The organism is Lentzea indica (assembly GCF_012184385.1).
Lineage (GTDB): Bacteria > Actinomycetota > Actinomycetes > Mycobacteriales > Pseudonocardiaceae > Lentzea > Lentzea indica.
Genome location: NZ_VSRL01000029.1, coordinates 1 through 18,594 on the forward strand (window position 1 = coordinate 1; position 18,594 = coordinate 18,594).

An 18,594-nucleotide genomic window follows, 5' to 3' on the forward strand; every position below is an offset into this window, starting at 1 on the left:
CCGCGACGGGTACCAGCCGCACGGCCCGCCGCGGACGCACGACCGGGGCCGTACCCGCGGCCGCGGCGTCGACGCGCCGCTCCAACTCGGCGAAGGCATCGTGGAGGGTGCGAAGGTCGCTCATGAGGTCTCCTGAAAGTTGGGGGCGGTGGCGGTGAGGTCGATGCGCAGAACGTTGAGTGCCCGATGGATCTGGCTGCGTACGGTCGGCTCCCGGCACCCCAACTGTGTGGCGATCTCCCTGTCGGACAGGCCCGCGTAGTAGCGCAGGACCACGGCCGCGCGCTGCTTCCTGGGCAGGCCGGCGAGGCGGCTGATCATCGCGTCCCGCTCGGCCCGCTCGTCCGCGCCGTCGGAGATCACCATCGGCTCGACCTCGGCGCGCGGGGACGTGCGGGTCAGCATTCTGCGCCAGGACAGGTACTCGTTGACGACCATCCGCCGCACGTAGGCGTTCGGCTCGTCCATTCCCGAGATCCGTTCCCAGCGCTCGAACGCCCGGCCCAACACGTCGCTCACCAGGTCCTCGGCCAGCCACGTCCGGCAGGTCAGGACCATGGCGAACCGCATCAGCGCGGGACGCTGCCTTGCCACGTACTCAACGAACTCCACCGGCAACTCCCGATCGTCGGCTCGATCTCGATTTCGCACCCCTAATGGAGAAGTGACCCCTTACGTTGCATTTGGTCTCTTAACGGCTGCTGGTCACCCGCCAGCAGCTGACGACCGGATTCTGCCGGTCGAAACGAGTCGCCTGCTGCTGACAGGTGCCTCGGCCCAGATGGGCATCGCGCAAGGTCGTGTCTCAATCAAGCTGCGGTAGCACGCGTTCGCCGACGAGTTCGACCATGCTGCGGAACTCGCCGACGGGCATACCCCCAAGTCCAGGTAGAGCAGGTTGGTGTCGGCGGTGAGCAGTTCCGCGCCGTGGTTGAGGCGATCGGCAACCTCGTCAGGACTGCCCACGATGGCGGGGCCGGTGGTGGTCAACGTGTCGAAGTCGAAGGTGAGCGACTTGACGAACGACGGCGGCGCCGGCTGTTCCTGCTGATTCTTTCGGTTGCGCCCCACCGTCTTCATCATCAGCTCGTGGTAGGCGCGGTAACGCGGTTCCCATCGAGCGCGGGCGCTCTGGCTCGTCTCCCCCACGTTGGCGTGCCAGCAGGCGCCCACGCGTGGTTCGCGGCCGTGCCCGTACGAGCGGAACTTCTCGCGGTAGAGATCGACCGCGGGCGTGAGCTTGGCCGGATCGCCGAACACGCTGGGCAGCATCAGGTCCAAGCCAAAGCGGGCGGCCAGTTCCGCGGTCTGCTCCGAGGCGCCGCCACCCACCCACAGCGGTACCGCGGTGACCGGTGGTGGCTGGAGGACGAACTCCTCGACAGGCGCACGGTGGCGTGAGCCAGGCCAGTTGACCTCTTTGCCGCTCCACAACTCGACGAGCAGTTCGACCGCGTCCGCGAACAGCTCGTGCGAGTCCCCGGTGCGCTGGCCGAAGAGCCGATAGGTGGAGGTGAAGAAGTTGCCGCGCCCGATCACGACCTCACATCGGCCGCCGGAGAGGACGTCAACGGTGGCGTAATCCTCCGCGACGCGAACGGGGTCGAGGTTGGCGGCGAGCGTGACCGCCGTCGACAGGGTGAGGTGGCTGGTCCGCTCGGCGATCGCCGCCAGAATCACCGGGGGTGCGGAGAAGATGTAGTCCGAGCCGTGGTGTTCGCCCACGTGCACACCGTGGAATCCGGCTTCCTCCGCCACCACGGCGGCTTCGACGATCGAGCGGTGACGTTCGGACGGACTGGCGAGTGTCCCGGTGATCGGATCGACCACCAGGTCGCCCAAGGTCATCAAGCTGAGCTTCATCGAGATCTCCAACGTCTTGGATTCATCACGTGCGAGGTCTGGGCCGCCGGCACTCGGTGTGTTGTTCAACCGAGGCTTGGGCGGCCGTGTCGCCAGGAGCCGCGGAAGGTGATCGCTGAGCGTGGAACGCCCCGGTCGTTCACGAGGTGCCTGCGAACCCCGGTCGCCAAAGCCGACTCGCCCGCGACCCACGCGTAGAACGAGCCCATGGGCAGCAGCGCCGTGCGCACGGCGTCAAGGGCGCGAGAACCGGGTCTCACGGCCGTGTCGTTTCTGGGCAGCCAGTGGATCCGGGTGTGTGCCGGTGCGGTCACCTCGCGGCGGACGTCCTCGTCGCCAGGCACCTCGAGGAAGACCTCCGCTGGCAGCGAGTCCGCCGAACGCTCCAGAATGGACAGAATCGCCGGCAGCGCGCTCTCGTCACCGACGAGCAGCTGCCAGCGCGCGTCGCGGCCCGGTGCGTAGGCGTGCCCTTCGTCGAGGAAGGCGACTTCGTCACCAGGTGCCGCTGTGAGCGCCCACGAGGAACCGGCACCTGCGGGCGGTTCCGTTTCGTGCAGAGCGACCTCGATGTCGATCGCCGAGGCCTCGGGGCGGAAGCGCCTGATCGTGTAGGTCCTGACCCGAGGACGCCGGCCGGTCGGCTGGAGGGTGAGGTGGAGCATCCACCGCTCGCTCTCCGGCAGGACGACCGCCCGTTGTCCTGGCTCGGCGAAGAACAGGCGACCGGCCTGATCAGGCCCCGGCTGTCTCAGTTTCCGCACGTCATCGCCCGCCAAGATGACGGACATGAAATGAGGGCTCACCCGTTGACCGCCCTGGACGGTCAGCCTCAGCATCCGGCCGCGGCCTTGGCGCCGGCGCCCGCCCGGCACCACTGGCTGGTCTGCCGCTGCCTCCGGCGATGACGGTTGTTCCGTGGTCATGACGCCCAGCGTCTTCTCGGCGCCCACTGACAACCACCGGTAAACTGCCAGATGATGCCGGAAACCCGCCAACCTGCCACGCCACCCGCCGAGGTCGCGCCCAGCGGTGGCGGCTGGCTCGACCACGGCTTCCACGTCGACGTCCACTCACACACGGACGGACAGCTGGTCTACGCCGCCTCTGGCGCGCTCGCCACCTCGACCGAGCGGGGCACGTGGGTGGCGCCGGCGAACCGCGCCACCTGGACACCACCGGGATTCGGCCACTCACACCGCTTCTACGGCCGGACCGACGTGCGAATCGTGGTCGTTCCCCCGGCTCTCTGCGCGGCACTCGTGCCCCACCCCAGCGTGTTCGCGGTCAGCCCGTTGCTGCGGGAGGCGATCCTGGCGCTGATCGACCGCCCGGAATCCCGGCCGGGCGCGCACGCACGGCTGCTCGAGGTCATGATCGACGAGCTGGTCGAGACGCCGGAGCTGTCTCTGCACCTGCCCGAACCGCGCGACCCCAGATTGCGTGCGGTGACCGATCTTCTCCACGCCGACCCGGGACGCGCCTCGACGCTGACCGAGTTGGGCCGCATGGTGGGCGCGAGCGAACGCACGCTCAGCCGCCTGTTCGACTCCGAGCTCCGTATGAGTTTCCACCGCTGGCGCACGGTCCTGCGCGTGCACCACGCCGTCATCCACCTCACCAACGGTGTCTCGGTCACCGACACCGCGATCGCATGTGGATGGTCGAATCCGTCCAGCTTCATCGACGCGTTCAGCTCCGTGACCGGCCAGACCCCCGGTCGCTACCAGACCGAGCTCAACGGCCGATAGCCGAAGTTGGCGGCTTTCCCGTATCCGCTGTCGTGATACCGGTGGGACGCACCGATCGCGACGTCCACTGTGGAGGGTATGAACGAAGCGAACGAGTACACCAGCGTTGTCGTCGTGGGCGGCGGAGTCGCCGGGCTCGCGCTCGGAAACTTCCTGCAGCGCAGCGGAATCAGCTGCGTCATCCTGGAGAAGCACAGCCGCGCGCACATCGAGCAGAGGCAACGCGCGGGATCCCTGGAAGCAAGTGGCGTGCGCATGTTCCGGCAGTGGGGACTCGAGGAGGCTTTCGCCGGCTCCCCCAGCTATTCCGTGGAATCGCCCGACATGCCGGTGCTGATCGATGGCGAGACGCGGTACTGGAAACAAGGAGGCGACGACAGCGAGGAACACCGGACTGAGGACGACTCGATCTTCTGCCCCCAGCAGATCCTCGTCGCGAACCTCACCACGATGTTCCTCCGCGAAGGCGGAGACCTCCGCTACGAGGCAGCCGACGTGTCACTGGAGAACGTCACCCACCAGCCCGTGGTCCGCTACCGGACTCGTCCGGCGCCGTCAGGACGATCAGCTGCGAGTTCGTCGCCGGCGCGGACGGATTCCACGGCGTCAGCAGGAAGTCCATCCCCGCAGACGTCCTCACCTGCGACACCCACGAGTTCGGCTACGCATGGGTCAGCATCCTCGCCGAGGTCCACGCCGACCCCATGGCCGTCCTGGCGGTGCACTCCCGCGGATTCTCCGCGCAGATCACCCGCGGCCCCGGCAAGAGCCGCATCTACCTGCAGTGCCCGCTCACCGACGCCGTCGAGCAGTGGCCGGACGAGCGGATCTGGAGCGAACTCTCAGAACGGTTCGGCCACCCGGTGCAGCCGGGCCCCATCAACACCAAGCAGATCGTTCCCCTGCGCGGCGTCGTGTTCAGCCCCATGCGTCACGAAAACCTCTACCTGCTCGGCGACGCCGCGCACATCATCTCCCCGATGAGCGCCGAAGGCATGAGCCTCGCCCTGCACGACGCCGAAACCTTCGCCCGCGCCGTGATCCACCGCATCGGCACCGGAGACTCACGACTGCTCGACGAGTACTCCGACACCTGCCTGCGCCACATCTGGAACCGCCAGCAGGCCGCGATCTGGATGACCGACACCATGCACGACTCCGGCGACAGCTCCTACCACGGCGAGTTCCGCAAGCAGATCGCCAGGGTCAACCTGGAGACGCTGCTACAACCCGCCGATACCGCGAACTGACCGCGTACTACGAAGAAGCGGGTCGAGATTCCTCTCAACCCGCTTCTTCGTACCCGTCTTCGGAGGAACTGCGTCAGGCGATCAGCGTTGCAGAGTCAGCAGGCCCGGCCGGTAGGGCAGGAGGCCGTAGTCGCCGCCGGAGTTGGGGTCACGTCCCTGGTAGAGCAACTGCAGGTTGCAGGGATCGATCGTCTTGGTCTGGTCGGGGTTGCTGCGGATCAGGTCGCCGTGGCTGATGTCGTTGGTCCAGGTGGCGCCGCTGTTGGCCTTGCCCGCGAAGGGGTTGCTCTCGGTGGCGGCCTGCGGTGTCCACGAACCGCTCAGGCTGGTGGACGTGAACGAGCGGAAGAAACGCCCGTTGCGCCCCATCGCCTCGACGAGCATCAGGTACTGGTTCTGGCCCTGGACCTTGTAGACCTCGACACCTTCGAACAGGTTGGCCTGGGTGTCGCTCATGATCTCGGTCCAGGACGAGCCGAAGTTGCCAGGGAAGTTCCCGATGGGCATCGTGGCACGGTAGATCTTGCCGTTGTCACCGGCGAAGAACAGGTACATGTTCCTGTCGTCGGCGATGAGCGTCTGGTCGATGGGGCCCGTGCCGGAGTTGGGGATGCTTCCGGTGAAGAGCGTCTGCGGCGACGACCATCCGTTCGCGTTCGTGGGGTCGGTCGACGTCCGGTAGCTGAAAGCGGGCCCGCCCCACTGGTAGGCGAGCACCCAGATGTTCTTCGGTGCGAAGTAGAACAGCGTGGATGCGACGGCGCCGGGATTCATCCCGTTCTGGCTGGCCGAGGCCATGTCGGACCAGTTCGTGAACGTCCCGAAGTTCATCGAGCCCCAGGTCGTTCCCCTGTCGTGCGTCGTCGCGTAGACCAGGTGCTTGCCGTTGTAGAGGACGTGGGTGAAGTCCTTGAGCGAGACCCACCCCTGCTTCGGGGTCGCCAGCGCGCCCGTCGACGACCAGCGGTACGTCGACGGAAGAGAACATCCGCCGTTCGGCGGGGTGGTCGTCGTGGTGGTGGGGTTCGTGCCGCCGCCGACGCGGACGAGCTGCCACTGCTGGTTGGTGCCGCCCCAGTCGCTGTACTGGACGACGTTGCCGCCGTCATTGGTCGCCGCGCCCTGGACCTCGACGGCCTTGTTGCTGTTGCGGTTGATCAGGCGCACGTGGCCGCCGTCGGAGTCGGCGAGGCGGAACTGCTGGTTGGTGCCGTTGCCATCGGCCCACTGGACGATGTTGGCGCCGTCGGCGGTGGAGAAGTTGTAGACGTCGAGGACCTTGCCCGACAGCCGTGACTTCACCCGGTAGTAGCCGCCGCCGGAGTCGACGAACTGCCACTGCTGCTGGTTGCCGTCGTTGCGGGTCCACTGGGTGATGCGTGCGCCGTCGTTCGTGGCGAGGTTGTAGACGTCCAGAGCCTTGCCGCTGTTGCGGTTGACCAACACGTACCAGGCGTTGGTGTCGACGGTCGCCGCCGACACGGGCGCCGCGCTGAACGCCGCCACCAGCCCGCCGAGCAGTACGGCAACGGCGGCGGCGGCACCGAGCACTCGACGCCTGCGGGCTCGTGGGACGGCGGTGGGCGGGTGATGGCCTGATCCGGCCATGGGCGTGCTCCTCTTCGTCGAGGTGGGGGCAAACCGCGGCACGGGCACCGTTCGAACGACCGCTTGCGCCGGAGCGGTCCATCGCGCGCCCTCTGAACACACCGCGATTACTTCAGCGTCGACAATCCGAGAGCTAAAGACGAGCACACGGACTGGGGACGCCTCCATCAAACTGTGGAGGAGGATCTCCGTGCGGTCAAGACGCAACGGAAATGTTTAGCACGGTTAAGCACGGACAGTCGGGGTGCATTGTGGATGCTAAAAGTGAAGAGAATTCTTTAGCTCATGTGAACGTCGACCACCGCGGTCAGGCGTCGACCAACCGGGTCCCGATCTGCACCTGGGGTCGGCAGGGACGACGTCGGGCTCCGTCGAGGCGGAGCGGCCCGGCTCGGTCCGAGCCGGGCGAGCAGTGGTCCCGCGATGGTGCAGACCGATTGTTCAAGCTTCATTCACGTTCGCTTGTGGGGACAAAAGAGAGCAAGTTCTCTCGGGAGACTGCCGGTATTTCCGGACGTATCGCGCAAGCCTCAAGACGCTCTCTGACTCGTCTACGAAGCGGGTTTGATGCCGATGCCGTCCACTGTTCCCGTGGTGATGGACGAGTAGCTGGTGACCGTGCCCTTCGGAATACCGGCGAACATCGAGTCCGAGACCTTCCGCTCGCCGATCACCTCACCGGTGCCGGGGTCGAGGATGATCTCCTGCCGCTCGCCGTCCTCGGAGATGCCCAGCGCCACGCCCAGGTGGCCGTCGAGATCGGCAGCGCGGTCGGTGACGTCCAGTCCGGGGACGTGGGTCAGCGCCCGCAGCAGGTTCGCGCGGGCCGCCACGGGCATCAGGCCGGTGCGCAACGCGTCCGCGGCGTAGACCAGGGATTGCCGGTCGCCGCCGCTGTCCGCACGCAGCCGCTCGTACAACCGCTCGGGGTCGGCGGGCAGGCCAGCGAGGAACTCCGGCTTGGGGAACTGCCAGTTCCCGTGCTCCGGAGCGCCCTGGGTGAACTCGCCGCCCTTGGCGCGCTGCTCCGGCCACGGCCTCTCCTCGAGCACCACCCCGGCCTCGCGAGCCTCGGCCTCGGTGCCCTTGACCCACTTGCGGTTGCCGGTCTCCCGGCGTCGCAGCAGCCACTCCCCATTCGGATCGGCGGGAATCCAGGTCTCCACGAGGTTCTCGTTGAAGAAGGAGAAACTCCTGCTTTCCGCACCCGTCGTCTTCAGCCACCAGGCGTGGGTCGCCACGTAGCGGTACTGGCCGTTGGCCAGCACCGGGTCCTCGGCACGCGCTGCGAGATCGGCGGCGCTGGTCAGCGCCTCCCGTGCCTGGGCGGTCGCGGAGGTGGCGGAGAACAACAGCGTCTGCGCCACCACACCTCCGGTCGCGAGCACCGCGACCGCCGCCGCAGCGGCCAACCAGCGGCGCAACGGCCGTCGCCGACCGTTCCCCGTGTCGACCAGGCTCAGCCGAGGCTCGGCCTGGCTGTCGATGGCGGTCAGCAGATTCTCCCGCACGGCGGTCAAACCTCGTTGATCAGTCTTGATGTCCATGTACAAACCGGCCAGCGCGCGGTCGAGCTCGTCCCCGGTCCACGCCTGCTCCACGGCCCGATCCCCCTCACGCATCGCCGTCCTCCGTTCCACTGGTCGCGACTGGACTGTGTGACTGCAACCACCGGCGAACCCTGTGCAGGCGCGAGTAGACCGTGCCCACGGGGATGCCCAGGGCCTGAGCCACCTCGGTCGAGGTCAGCCGGCCCCACGACGTCAGCAGCAGCACGTCCCGGTCTCCCGGCTCCAGCGCGGCCAGCGCACCGGCCAGCTGCCGGACCTGCTGCTGCGCGGTGACCCGCTCGGTCGAGCGGACCTCCGGCGACTCGGTCTGGGCCCGGTCCGACCCCACCATCCGGGCCCTGGCCTGCCAGCCACGGACCTCCTGCCGCACGTGCCGGCGCAGCAGGTTGCTGGCGATCCCGTACAGCCACGGCCGCACCCCGGCGCGTGCCGGGTCGTAGGTGTGCCGTTGCTGCAACGCCACCAGGAACGTCTCCGACACCAGGTCGTCGGCCGCCTGGTCCCCGATCCGACGTGCGAGGTAGCCGTGCAGCGACCCGGCGTGCGCGTCGAAGAGCCGCCCGAACACCGATCTCGGATTCGGGCCCGACAGATCCAGTCCGGACAGGTCTGGCGGCTCAGGCAGGTCCGGGTCGTCTTCGGGCGGCGGTCCCTCACCGGGCTCCGCCGAATTCGCGGTCTTCATCGTCACGCCTCTACTTGCCCGCAGACCGCCGCACCCTTCACGAAGGTCATCGTGTCCTGCGCCACGGCTCACGGATGCCGGCGGCCCGCCGGTGATGTCGATCAGAATCACTCGATCGTGGCGATCGGGACCGGCGCCGGGGCGACTTGTGTGGTTTGTGGCGACTTCATCACGTGTGCACGGGATGGTGGACGGCATCTGGCATCCTGCGCAAATGGCACTTCGGCAGGCGAGCGACTTCGCCCAGTTGTCGACCGAGATCAAGCAGGCTGGCCTGCTCGCCCGGCGGCGCGGTTACTACTTCGCCCGGATCGGGGCGAACCTCGTGGTGTACGCGGCGGCGTGGACGGCGTTCGCGCTGCTCGGCGACTCGTGGTGGCAGCTGGCGGTGGCCGTCGTCTTGGCGGTGATGACCACCCAGCTGGCGTTCATCGGGCACGACGCGGGGCACAAGCAGATCTTCGCCTCCAAGAGGTGGAACGAGATCGCCGGGTACGTCCACAGTGGATTGATCGGCGTCAGCTACGACTGGTGGGTCGGCAAGCACAGCCGGCACCACGCCAACCCGAACCATGAGGACGAGGACCCGGACGTCGACATCTCGGTGCTGGCGTTCACGCAACGGCAGGGTGCCGCCAAGCGCGGGCCACTGCGGTGGATCGCCTCGCACCAGGCGGTGTTGTTCTTCCCGCTGCTGTTGCTCGAAGGCTTTGCGCTGCACTGGCATTCGATCAAGCACTCGGGACGTGAGCGCTACCTGATGATCGCGAACGTCGTGGTGTACCTCGCCGTGGTGTTCTGGGTGCTCTCCCCCATGTACGCGATCGCGTTCGTGTTGGTGCATCAGGCGTTGTGGGGCCTGTACATGGGATGTTCCTTTGCTCCCAACCACAAGGGCATGCCGGTGCTGTCCGCCGGGCACTCGCTGGACTTCCTGCGCAAGCAGGTGCTGACGTCCCGCAACGTCCGCGGCGGCTGGTTCGTCGACTTCCTGCTCGGCGGGCTTAACTACCAGATCGAGCACCACTTGTTCCCGAGCATGCCGCGGCCTCATCTGCGGCACGCGCAGTGATCGTGAGCGAGTTCTGCCGTCAGCGCGGGATTTCCTATGCGCAGTGCGGGTTGTTCCGCTCGTACGGGTACGTGCTGGAGCACCTGCACGAGGTCGCGGCGCCGTTGCGGAAAGCACCGGTCTGATTCCCGCCAGACCTGGCCGGCTCGCTCGGCCAGGCTGGTCGGCATGGGATCACTTGACGGAAAGGCCGCTCTGGTCACCGGCGGCAGCCGGGGCATCGGAGCGGCTGTGGCCGGGAAGCTCGCCGAACTGGGCGCGCGGGTCGCGGTCACGTACCAGAACACCAAGCCTGACAACGTTCACGGCATCCGGGCGGACAGCGCCGATCCGGATGCCGTGGTGGCAGCTGTGGAGGAGACCGCGGCGGAGTTCGGGCGACTCGACGTGCTCGTGAACAACGCCGCGGTGTTCCAGGTCGGGCCACTCGAAGAGCTCGGCCGGGAAGAGTTCGACCACACGATGGCCGTGAACGTGCGGGCACCGTTCCTCGCGGCGCGAGCAGCGGCACGGCACATGCGCGACGGCGGGCGAATCATCAGCATCGGCAGCAATGTGGCGGTTTACGCGCCGTTCCCCGGCTTCACGCTCTACTCGGCCAGCAAGACGGCGCTGATCGGCATGACGAAGGGCCTTGCGCGCGAGCTGGGTCCGTTGGGCATCACCGCGAACGTCGTGAACCCCGGTCCGACGGACACGGACATGAACCCCGCGGACGGGCCGATGGCGGAGACGATTCGCGGGCTGACCGCGTTGGCCGTTACGGACGGCCTTCTGAGATCGCCGAACTGGTGGCGGCGCTGGCGGGAGACGCCGGTGCGTACGTCACCGGCGCGAGCATCAACGCTGACGGCGGGTTCACCGTCTGATCAAGCCTCAAGCCCTCGAGGCCGGGTGCCCGCGGTGCACCCGGCCTCGAACTACGCCCAGGTCACCGGCAGGGCGTGGACACCGTAGATGTTCATGTCCGTCCTGAGCTTCACCTCACGGGCGGCCACGGCGAGCTCCAGCGTCGGGAAGCGGCGCAGGAGTCCCTCGAACCCGGCGCGCATCTCGATGCGAGCCAGCTGCTGGCCGAGGCACTGGTGGATGCCGTGCCCGAACGACAGGTGCCCGCGGGCGTTGCGGCGCACGTCCAACGTGTCGGGATTCTCGTATCGCTCCGGGTCGTGGTTGCCGGCCAGCAGCGACAGGATGACCGTCGAACCCTCGCGGATCGTCTCCCCGAAGAACTCGATGTCCTCGGCGGCGTAACGGAAGAAGACATCGGCGACGGCCAGGTAGCGCAGCAGTTCCTCGACGGCGTCCGGGATCAGCTCCGGGTCCGAGCGCAGTGCGGCCATCTGTTCAGGGTGCTCCAGCAAGGCGAAGGTGCCCAGCGCCAGCATGTTCGCGGTGGTCTCGTGCCCGGCGAGCAGCAGCAGGAACGCCATGCCGGTGAGTTCCTCGAGGCTCAGGTCCTCGTCGCGGGCCAGGTCGGACAGCAGGTCGTCACCGGGTTCCGCGCGCTTGCTCGTGACCAGTTCGTACAGGTACGTGTGCATCGCCATGTACGCGGCCATCTTGTCCTCGAGGTTCACCTCCCGCTCCATGAACTTGGTGGAGTTGCCCTGGAACGTCTCGCGGTCCGCGTAAGGCACACCGAGCATTTCGCAGATCACCAGTGACGGCACCGGCAACGCGAACTCCTTGACCAGGTCGACCGGCGGAGTGAGCTTCGCCAGCTCGTCCAGCTGCCGTTCGGTGATCTCGATGATGCCCTCTTCGAGCGCCTTCATCCGCTTGACCGTGAACGCACCGGTGAGCTTGCGCCGCAACCGGGTGTGGTCCGGCGGGTCCATGCTGAGGAACAGCCCTGGCGTCTGCGGGGACGGCTCGGTCTGCTCCGGCATGCCCGGCGTCGGGAACGGCACATGCAGGATGCCGAGGTCCTGCCGGTTGCTGAACCTGGTGTCGGCCAAGGCTTGCCGGACGGCCTCGTAGCCGGTGACGAGCCAGCCCTCGTGGCCGTCGGGGAAAAGCATGGGGCTGATCGGACGGGCCGACCGCAGCTCGGTGATCCGGCTGGGCGGGTCGAACGGGGTGACGTCGCGATCCATGGGCAGGCCGTGCTGAACTTCAGTCATCGCGGTGTCTCTCCTCAACGGGTGGATTCGCGGTTGAACAGCTTCTTGGACCAGAAGTAGCCGCCGAACCCGATGACGGCGCACCAGCCCAGCGCGATGAAGCCGCTGTTGCCGATCGGCGTGCCCATCAGCAGGCCGCGCAGTGCGTCGATGAACGGGGTGAACGGCTGGTACTCGGCGAACCAGCGCAGCACCGTCGGCATCGAGTCGGTCGGCACGAAACCGTTGCCGAAGAACGGAAGCAGGATCAGCGGCAGGCCGACGTTGCTCGACGACTCGACGGACTTGCTCGCCAGTCCGAGCGCGGCGGAGAACCAGATGAGCGCGAAGGCCATGGCCACCAGCAGACCGGCCAGCGCGAGCCAGTCGACCAGACTCGCCTGCGGCCGGAAGCCGATGGCCACCGCGACGCCGAAGACGAACGTCATGGCGAGGACCGTCTGGACCAGGCTGCCGACGACGTGTCCCGTTAGGACGGACACCCTGGCGATCGCCATGGTGCGGAAGCGATCCACGATACCTTCGGTCATGTCCATCGCGATCGAGATGGACGTGCCCTGCACCGCGGCGGTGATTGCCATCAGGATGATCGTCGGCGTGACGTAGTTGAGGTACTCCGCACGTCCACCGGACGGTCCGCCGAGCCCGGCGCCGAGCGTGCCGCCGAAGACGTAGACGAACAGCAGCAGGAAGACGACCGGCATGATCAGGAGCTGGAACGTCATCGACGGATAGCGGATCATGCGCTTGAGGTTGCGCCGCACCATCGTCGCCGAGTCGGTCAGTGCGTAAGTCATTGCTGTGTCACCTTTTCAGGGTTTCCGGTGAGGGCGAGGAAGACGTCGTCGAGGTCCGGGGTGTGCATGCTGAGCGAGTCGACCAGGACCGAGTTCTCGTCGAGCCTGTCGAGCAACGCCTTGAGCGAACCGACGCTGCCGTCGTTCGGCACGCGCAGGGCGAGCGCTTCACCGTCACGAGAGGCGTTGGCCACGATCCGGGTGGCGGCCTCGAGGTGCCGGGGATCGGTGAACTGCAGCAGGACGTGACCGCCGGGGATGCGCCGCTTGAGCTCGTCCGCGGTGCCCTCGGCGACGATCTTCCCGTGGTCCAGCACCGCGATCCGGTCGGCGAGCTCGTCGGCCTCCTCCAGGTACTGGGTGGTGAGGAAGATCGTGACGCCGCTCGCCACCAGCTGCCGCACGATCTGCCACATGGTGCGGCGGCTGCGCGGGTCGAGGCCGGTGGTCGGCTCGTCCAGGAAGATCACCTGTGGTGACCCGACCAGCGTCATGGCCAGGTCGAGCCGGCGCCGCATGCCGCCGGAGTAGGTCGACGCGGACTTGTCGGCCGCGTCGGCCAGGTCGAACTGCTCCAGCAACTGCTCGATCTTGCGCCTGCCCTCCGCCTTGCCGAGGTGGTGCAGGTCGGACATCAGCTTCAGGTTCTCGCGGCCCGTCATCAGGTTGTCGACGGCGGAGAACTGGCCGGTGACGCCGATAGCGGCGCGGACGGCGTTGGGATCACGCGCCACGTCGTGGCCCGCGACGGACGCACTGCCGCCGTCCGCGCGAATCAACGTGGAGAGGATCTTGACGGTGGTGGTCTTGCCGGCGCCGTTCGCGCCGAGCAACGAAAAGACGGTGCCGCGCTGGACGTTCAGATCGACGCCCTTGAGCACGACGTGGTCGCCGTAGGACCGGCGCAGGCCGGTTGCCTTGATCGCGTTCATGGAGTTCCCCTCAGGAACGGCGGACGGTGATGTCGCCGAAGGACGTGTGGGCGGTGACCTTGACGGTCTCCATGGAGTTGCCGGGGCCGTCGCTGCCCTCGAGCGCGCTGTCCACGCGGCCGAACCCGGTCGTGACGTCGAGCCACGCGGCGGTGCCCTGGGCGATCCCGACCTCGATGCTGCCCATCGCGGTGCTGAACGTGGCGGTGTCGCGCACGACCTCGCCGACGCTGATGGAACCCATGGCGGTCTTGGCGTCCACCAACGCACCGACCCGTTCGGCGGCGATGTCGCCGTTGGCCGCGCGCACCCTCAGCTCACCCTCGACCGTGCCGATCTCGGTGTTGCCGTTGGAGTTCTTGACGGTCAGCGAACCGGCGACGGAGCCGATGCGGATGCTGCCGCTGCCGGACTTGACCTCGGCGTTGCCCGTGACCGCCCCGACGTGGACCTGACCCGCACCGGTGTCGACCTTCAGCGGGCCGGTCCGGTCGAGGTGGATGTTTCCCGCCGACATGTCGACCTCGGTCTCCCCCAGCACGCCGGAGGTGCGGGTGCTGCCCGCCGACACGTCGGCGTCCACCTTCGATCCGGTCGGAAGCTCGATCACCACGTCGACCGACCTGGTCTTCTTGGAGAAGTCGAACGTCCGCTTCGGTCCGCGGACGGTCAGCGTGCCGTCCGCGTAGTCGACGCGCGTCTTCTGCGCGGCCTCGACGTCGGAGGAGTCGGAGGAGTCGGAGGGCCGCACCTCGACCGAGGTGTCGGTGCGGTCGCTCGCGACGATCTGGACGTAGCCCGCATAGATGTCGAGCAGTACGGAAATCGGTTGTGGCGTTTCGTAAGAAGGCATGGCTGTCCCCTCAGAAGGTGTCGGTGGAACATCCCCGCAGGTCGGGGCGATGTGGTGAACGTGCTGGGGTTAGCGGACCCAGCCGACGAAACGCTGGGAGGCGGGGACGCCTCCGGTCCGCGGTTCGGGGCCGGATTCACGCTTCGGGCCGAGCTGGGCCGACGCGGCGCGGACGAGCCACGCGTTGACCGAGCGGCCCTCCTTGGCAGCGGCCTCGTCGATCGCCGCCTTGAGCTGCTCGGGCAGGCGGACGTTGATGCGCACGGTGGAGCCGTCCTCGAAGCCGGCCGCCACGTCCTCGGCGGGGGCCGCGGCGACGGGCTCCGGCGTGGCGTCGGCCGGCTGCTCGACCGTCCGGCGCGTCACGACGAACTTCGGGTCACGACCCCGCAGCAGCACCTGCACCGAGTCCGGCGCCAGGTCCGCGGTGATCTCGTCGGCGGCGGCGGACAGCGCCTCGAGCAGCGCCAGCCGGATCGCCGACTCCATCGACACGGTCAACCGCTCGACCAGCGCGCTTGCCTCGTCACCACCGGTCTCGACGGCGGTCAGCAGTTCGCGGCCGAGCGAAGCCACGTACGGGGTCAGATCCATGGCACCACTATGGCACACCGTGGCACCACCAGCAAGCATTTCTGGCTCAGCATGGCATCATTTTGGCTCACCGCAGGTCAGAGGCCTAGTCGAGGAAGGTGACCGTCTCCGTGAGGGGTGCACGGCCCGTGCGTGGCTCAACCAAAGCCCGGTCCTCGTACCCGATCGACATGCCACAGAAGAGGACGAGCTCGTCCGGTGGCGCCACGATCTCCGCGACAGAGGCGTTGAACTTCGCCCACGCCATCTGCGGGCAGCTGTGCAGCCCCTCCTCGCGGAGCAGCAGCATCACGGTCTGCAGGTACATGCCGACGTCGGACCACTGAGGCGAGCCCATGCCGCGGTTGATGTAGCAGAACAGTGCGGCGGGTGGGCCGAAGCAGTCCCAGTTCGCTGACGCGGCCCGCTGCCGCGCCTCCCAGTCCTCGCGGGCGATCCCGAGGGCGCCGTAGCGCTGCGCACCGAAGGCCGAGCGCCGTTCGCGATACGGGGTCTTCAACTCGGGCGGGTACTGCTGGTACTCCGCGTCGTCCCACGGGTCACCGGTAGCCAGGCGTTCGGCGGTGCACTTCTTGAGCTCCACCAACGGTTGTCCCGTTACCACGTAGAGGTGCCACGGCTGGATGTTCGACCCGGACGGCGCCCAGGCCGCGGGACCTGGGAGGAACAGCACCCGAACGGCACCGTGATCCACCGCGACCTCGCCGCCGAACCCGTGCCGCACATCACCGCCGACGGCTACAGCCGGCGGGACTCCGCCGCGTTCGAGGCCAGGCTGCGGTTGATCGAGGAACTGGAGCGCGCGGACGCCGTCCTGATCGGCGCCCCGATGTACAACTACGCGATCCCGTCGACGCTCAAAGCGTGGCTGGACAACGTGATCCTGCTCGGCCGCACGTCCGGTGAGAGCCCGTCCTGCAAGGGCAAGCCGGTCACCGTGGTCGCCAGCCGGGGTGGTTCCTACGAGCCGGGAACCCCGCGCGAGGGTTTCGAGTTCGTGCGGAACTACCTGGAGGCGGTGCTCGTGGGCAGCCTCGGGATGGACGTCGGCTTCATCGTCCCCGAACTCACGATGGCGCCCCGCAACCCCGCCATGGCCGCCTTGATCCCGCTCGTCGAAGCGTCTCGTGAGCGCGCCTTCGAGGAGGCGGTCGTCAAAGCCAAGATGCTCTAATTCTCGGGATGGGCGAGCTTGGTCAGCAGTTCCTCGAGCTGATCACGCTCGCCGGGCTCGAGGACGGCCTCCAGCCGTTCGGACAGCGGTCTCGCCGCCACGTGGCTCGCGTCGAACAGCTCGATGCCCGCCGGGGTGATCTCCACCGCCCGCGCCCGCCGGTCCCCTGGAACGGCCTTGCGCACGGCCAGCCCCTTGCGCTCCAGGTCGTCCACGACCCGCATGATCCCGGCCTTGTCCGTGCCCGTCGCCTGCGCCAGGTCGCGCTGCAGCGTGGGCCCGTTGTTGACCAGCTCCATCAGCACGGCGAAGTGCCGCAGCTCGATGCCGAGCGGCCGCAACGCCTCCCCCATCACCGCGGCCGCGCGCCAGTGCGCCCGGCGCAGCAACAACCCCAGCGCGAACGGCGACACGTCTCCTGGACGGTCGGTCGCGCGCACGGGGTCGGTGGCCATGAGCGGCATGCTACCGAGGTCAGGTGAGGGCGTCCGCGAACGCGGCCAGCGTCGGCGTTCCCTTCTGCCGGTCCAGCACCGCGAAGACGACGTGGTCGAAGTAGCGGTTGTCCCGCAGTGCGATCCGGAACGTCCGCGCGACGGTGGCGGGGTCGTTGCCGAAGACACCGCAACCCCACGCGCCCAGAACGAGCCGGCGGTGACCGTGCGCGGCGGCGACGTGCAGCACGCGGATCGCGCGCCGCAGCAACACGACGGGGATGTCGTCGGCCCGTTCGGGCTGGTTGCGCAGGATCGCGGACCGGTTGGGTGCCGCGGCGGTGAGGAACGAGACCTCGTACGGTTCCGGCAGCAGGTTTCCCTTGTCGTCGCGGAACACCGGCACGCGGGGTGAGTAGATCACGCGGTCGCTGTAGGTGAGGTCCTCGTGCGCGCGGTGATGGGCGTAGAACTCACCGGCGGCACGCAGGCAGGGGTAGAGCGCCGACCCGCGGGCGACGCTCTCCTCCTGTGCCTGCGCGCCGTTCAGGAAACCGCCGCCGGGATTGCGCGCGGAGGCGAAGACCAGGCAGGCGATGTCACCGCCGAGCCGGCGAGTCGCCTCCAAAGTGGACTCATTGGTGACGTCAATCTTGAGAGCCGAGGTCTGCGAAGGCAACGACAGCACTTCTTCCGGCAGATGGAGCCGGGTCCCTGACACAGCCGGGGCAACGGCGATGGTGACCTCGCCCGCGGCGGTGGAGTAGGAACCTCGCTCCGAGATCTCGACGGTGTCGTGCGCGATCGCACGCAGTCTGCTGCTCATGATGTGGTCGATTGTGGCTGCCGCTCTCAGGCACGCCAAGCGAGTTAGATCCGCGCGTAGACCTCGGCGACCGCACTGAACGCGGCCTTGGGTTCCCACGACAGGTCCTCGTAGACCTTGACGATGCCGGGACTGGCCATGTCGAAGTCACGGCTCGGGTCGTCCGGCCGATGCGTGTAGGCGTTGAGCGCGAACATGTAGACGAACGCGCCGTCGACACCCTCGGCCTCGAAGATCTCCAGCAGCTCACGCAGATACGCGGCTTGCTCGGCCTCGTCACGGAGGTAGCCGTCCTTCATCCTGACCGGCCGCCCTGCCTCGTCGACCTCGACGATCTCCATGCTGCGTGGCGCCACGTCACCCGAACCACGCCAGGCCGCCGTGCCGAACCCGGTGATCGCGACAGGCTTTCCCTGCGCCACAACGTTTCGGATGCTCTCGGCGTACTGCCCGGCGACCTCGGCCGACCGGATCAACTCGAACGACATGATGTCGAACGGATCCCAGTCGACGCGCTCGAACGGGATGCAGGCGTAGGTGATCTTGCCACGGAAGTGCTCCCTCACCACGGCGACGGCCTTGGCGAGGAACTCGTTGAGGTGCGCACTGGCCTCGAGAAGGCGCTCGGCCTGGCCCAGCAACAGGTTCAGACGCTGCATGACGTCGTTCCCCGGCAGGAATCCCTCGTTCATGATGCTCAGCTCGACGCCCGTCACGAACACGACCTCGGCACCGTCGACCCGGATTCGCTCGGCCCGCCGCGCGCAGTCGGCGAACAGTTTCAGGATCGCGGACGGCGTCAGCTCCAGCGGGTAGGGCGAGAACCAGACCTCCAGCCCGAGCTCGGCGGCGATGCGAGCGGCCTGCTCCAGCCGTTCCGGATCACCACCGACGAGATGAACGGCGTTGCAGTGCAGCTCGTCCCTGATGACGGCCAGATCGCTCCTCACCACGTCGAGATCGAACTTCTCCAGCGAGATCTCGCCGTGGCGCACGAAGCCGGTGTCGTACGCGATGCCCTTGGCACGCATGGGCAGTCCCCTTCCGTTCTCGGTGGT

18 protein-coding genes and 3 pseudogenes are annotated in these 18,594 nt (G+C 67.7%); 6 read left to right on the plus strand and 15 right to left on the minus strand.

Translation table 11 applies throughout. The features are described from left to right. Nucleotides 1-120 precede the first annotated feature (120 nt). The 3 genes from FXN61_RS10830 to FXN61_RS10840 form a co-directional block, all read right to left on the minus strand. Nucleotides 121-618, minus strand: a complete 498-nt coding sequence (locus tag FXN61_RS10830) for a SigE family RNA polymerase sigma factor (protein ID WP_167972805.1) — start codon at nt 616-618, stop codon at nt 121-123. Nucleotides 619-705: 87 nt separating this feature from the next. Further along, the gene (locus FXN61_RS10835) at nt 706-1,863 is read right to left on the minus strand and encodes an LLM class flavin-dependent oxidoreductase (RefSeq protein WP_223165392.1); all 1,158 of its coding nucleotides are present in this window, start codon (nt 1,861-1,863) and stop codon (nt 706-708) included. 65 nt (nt 1,864-1,928) lie between these two features. Next, nucleotides 1,929-2,789 carry a siderophore-interacting protein gene (locus FXN61_RS10840; RefSeq protein WP_281360413.1) on the minus strand — a complete coding sequence of 287 codons (861 nt, stop codon included), beginning with the start codon at nt 2,787-2,789 and terminating at the stop codon, nt 1,929-1,931. A 54-nt stretch (nt 2,790-2,843) separates the two neighbouring features. Between FXN61_RS10840 and FXN61_RS10845 the strand changes: the two genes are divergently transcribed. The 3 genes and pseudogenes from FXN61_RS10845 (at nt 2,844) to FXN61_RS10850 (ending at nt 4,864) form a co-directional block, all read left to right on the plus strand. Beyond that, on the plus strand, nt 2,844-3,614 hold the full coding sequence (locus FXN61_RS10845) for an AraC family transcriptional regulator (RefSeq protein ID WP_167972895.1): 771 nt from the start codon (nt 2,844-2,846) through the stop codon (nt 3,612-3,614). Between the two features lie 78 nt (nt 3,615-3,692). Then, a pseudogene (locus FXN61_RS51880) lies at nt 3,693-3,851 on the plus strand (FAD-dependent oxidoreductase); the annotation flags it as partial. A gap of 326 nt (nt 3,852-4,177) precedes the next feature. Further along, complete coding sequence (locus tag FXN61_RS10850; protein WP_312877647.1) at nt 4,178-4,864, plus strand: FAD-dependent monooxygenase; 687 nt, start codon at nt 4,178-4,180, stop codon at nt 4,862-4,864. 81 nt (nt 4,865-4,945) lie between these two features. On the opposite strand, the gene FXN61_RS10855 is transcribed toward FXN61_RS10850, so the two are convergent. The 3 genes from FXN61_RS10855 to FXN61_RS10865 form a co-directional block, all read right to left on the minus strand. Continuing rightward, a complete protein-coding gene (locus FXN61_RS10855; protein WP_167972807.1) occupies nt 4,946-6,472 on the minus strand; it encodes a non-reducing end alpha-L-arabinofuranosidase family hydrolase in 1,527 nt (508 codons plus the stop codon). A gap of 551 nt (nt 6,473-7,023) precedes the next feature. After that, the gene (locus FXN61_RS10860) at nt 7,024-8,094 is read right to left on the minus strand and encodes a CU044_5270 family protein (RefSeq protein ID WP_167972809.1); all 1,071 of its coding nucleotides are present in this window, start codon (nt 8,092-8,094) and stop codon (nt 7,024-7,026) included. After that, nucleotides 8,087-8,728, minus strand: a complete 642-nt coding sequence (locus FXN61_RS10865; protein ID WP_167972811.1) for an RNA polymerase sigma factor — start codon at nt 8,726-8,728, stop codon at nt 8,087-8,089. Before FXN61_RS10865 ends, FXN61_RS10860 begins: the two co-directional genes overlap by 8 nt. 214 nt (nt 8,729-8,942) lie before the next feature. Here FXN61_RS10865 and FXN61_RS10870 point away from each other — a divergent pair. Further along, nucleotides 8,943-9,925 (plus strand): annotated as a pseudogene (locus tag FXN61_RS10870) (fatty acid desaturase family protein). Between the two features lie 43 nt (nt 9,926-9,968). Continuing rightward, nucleotides 9,969-10,669 (plus strand): annotated as a pseudogene (locus tag FXN61_RS10875) (SDR family NAD(P)-dependent oxidoreductase). 51 nt (nt 10,670-10,720) lie between these two features. Here FXN61_RS10875 and FXN61_RS10880 read toward each other — a convergent pair. The 6 genes from FXN61_RS10880 to FXN61_RS10905 all read right to left on the minus strand — a co-directional run bounded on the left by FXN61_RS10880 (nt 10,721) and on the right by FXN61_RS10905 (nt 15,775). Further along, on the minus strand, nt 10,721-11,926 hold the full coding sequence (locus FXN61_RS10880) for a cytochrome P450 (protein ID WP_167972813.1): 1,206 nt from the start codon (nt 11,924-11,926) through the stop codon (nt 10,721-10,723). Between the two features lie 14 nt (nt 11,927-11,940). Beyond that, nucleotides 11,941-12,723: an ABC transporter permease gene (locus FXN61_RS10885; protein ID WP_167972815.1), complete on the minus strand. Its 783-nt coding sequence runs from the start codon at nt 12,721-12,723 to the stop codon at nt 11,941-11,943. Beyond that, nucleotides 12,720-13,655, minus strand: coding sequence for an ATP-binding cassette domain-containing protein (locus FXN61_RS10890; protein WP_167972817.1), 936 nt, complete (start codon nt 13,653-13,655; stop codon nt 12,720-12,722). Before FXN61_RS10890 ends, FXN61_RS10885 begins: the two co-directional genes overlap by 4 nt. Before the next feature lie 10 nt (nt 13,656-13,665). Further along, nucleotides 13,666-14,508: a DUF4097 family beta strand repeat-containing protein gene (locus FXN61_RS10895; RefSeq protein WP_167972819.1), complete on the minus strand. Its 843-nt coding sequence runs from the start codon at nt 14,506-14,508 to the stop codon at nt 13,666-13,668. A gap of 69 nt (nt 14,509-14,577) precedes the next feature. After that, nucleotides 14,578-15,102: a ribbon-helix-helix protein, CopG family gene (locus FXN61_RS10900; RefSeq protein WP_167972821.1), complete on the minus strand. Its 525-nt coding sequence runs from the start codon at nt 15,100-15,102 to the stop codon at nt 14,578-14,580. A gap of 85 nt (nt 15,103-15,187) precedes the next feature. Beyond that, nucleotides 15,188-15,775: a nitroreductase gene (locus FXN61_RS10905; protein WP_312877642.1), complete on the minus strand. Its 588-nt coding sequence runs from the start codon at nt 15,773-15,775 to the stop codon at nt 15,188-15,190. Nucleotides 15,776-15,787: 12 nt separating this feature from the next. Here FXN61_RS10905 and FXN61_RS10910 point away from each other — a divergent pair, with 12 nt between their 5' ends. After that, nucleotides 15,788-16,276, plus strand: coding sequence for an FMN-dependent NADH-azoreductase (locus FXN61_RS10910; RefSeq protein ID WP_312877643.1), 489 nt, complete (start codon nt 15,788-15,790; stop codon nt 16,274-16,276). On the opposite strand, the gene FXN61_RS10915 is transcribed toward FXN61_RS10910, so the two are convergent. Genes FXN61_RS10915 through FXN61_RS10925 form a run of 3 tightly spaced genes read right to left on the minus strand, consistent with a single transcriptional unit; the run spans nt 16,273 to nt 18,567 of the window. After that, nucleotides 16,273-16,731, minus strand: a complete 459-nt coding sequence (locus FXN61_RS10915; RefSeq protein WP_246291259.1) for a MarR family winged helix-turn-helix transcriptional regulator — start codon at nt 16,729-16,731, stop codon at nt 16,273-16,275. The genes FXN61_RS10910 and FXN61_RS10915 overlap by 4 nt on opposite strands. Nucleotides 16,732-16,750: 19 nt before the next feature. Then, nucleotides 16,751-17,536 carry a TIGR02452 family protein gene (locus FXN61_RS10920; protein ID WP_167972829.1) on the minus strand — a complete coding sequence of 262 codons (786 nt, stop codon included), beginning with the start codon at nt 17,534-17,536 and terminating at the stop codon, nt 16,751-16,753. A gap of 44 nt (nt 17,537-17,580) precedes the next feature. Next, on the minus strand, nt 17,581-18,567 hold the full coding sequence (locus tag FXN61_RS10925; protein ID WP_167972831.1) for a glycoside hydrolase family 113 protein: 987 nt from the start codon (nt 18,565-18,567) through the stop codon (nt 17,581-17,583). Nucleotides 18,568-18,594: the final 27 nt, after the last annotated feature.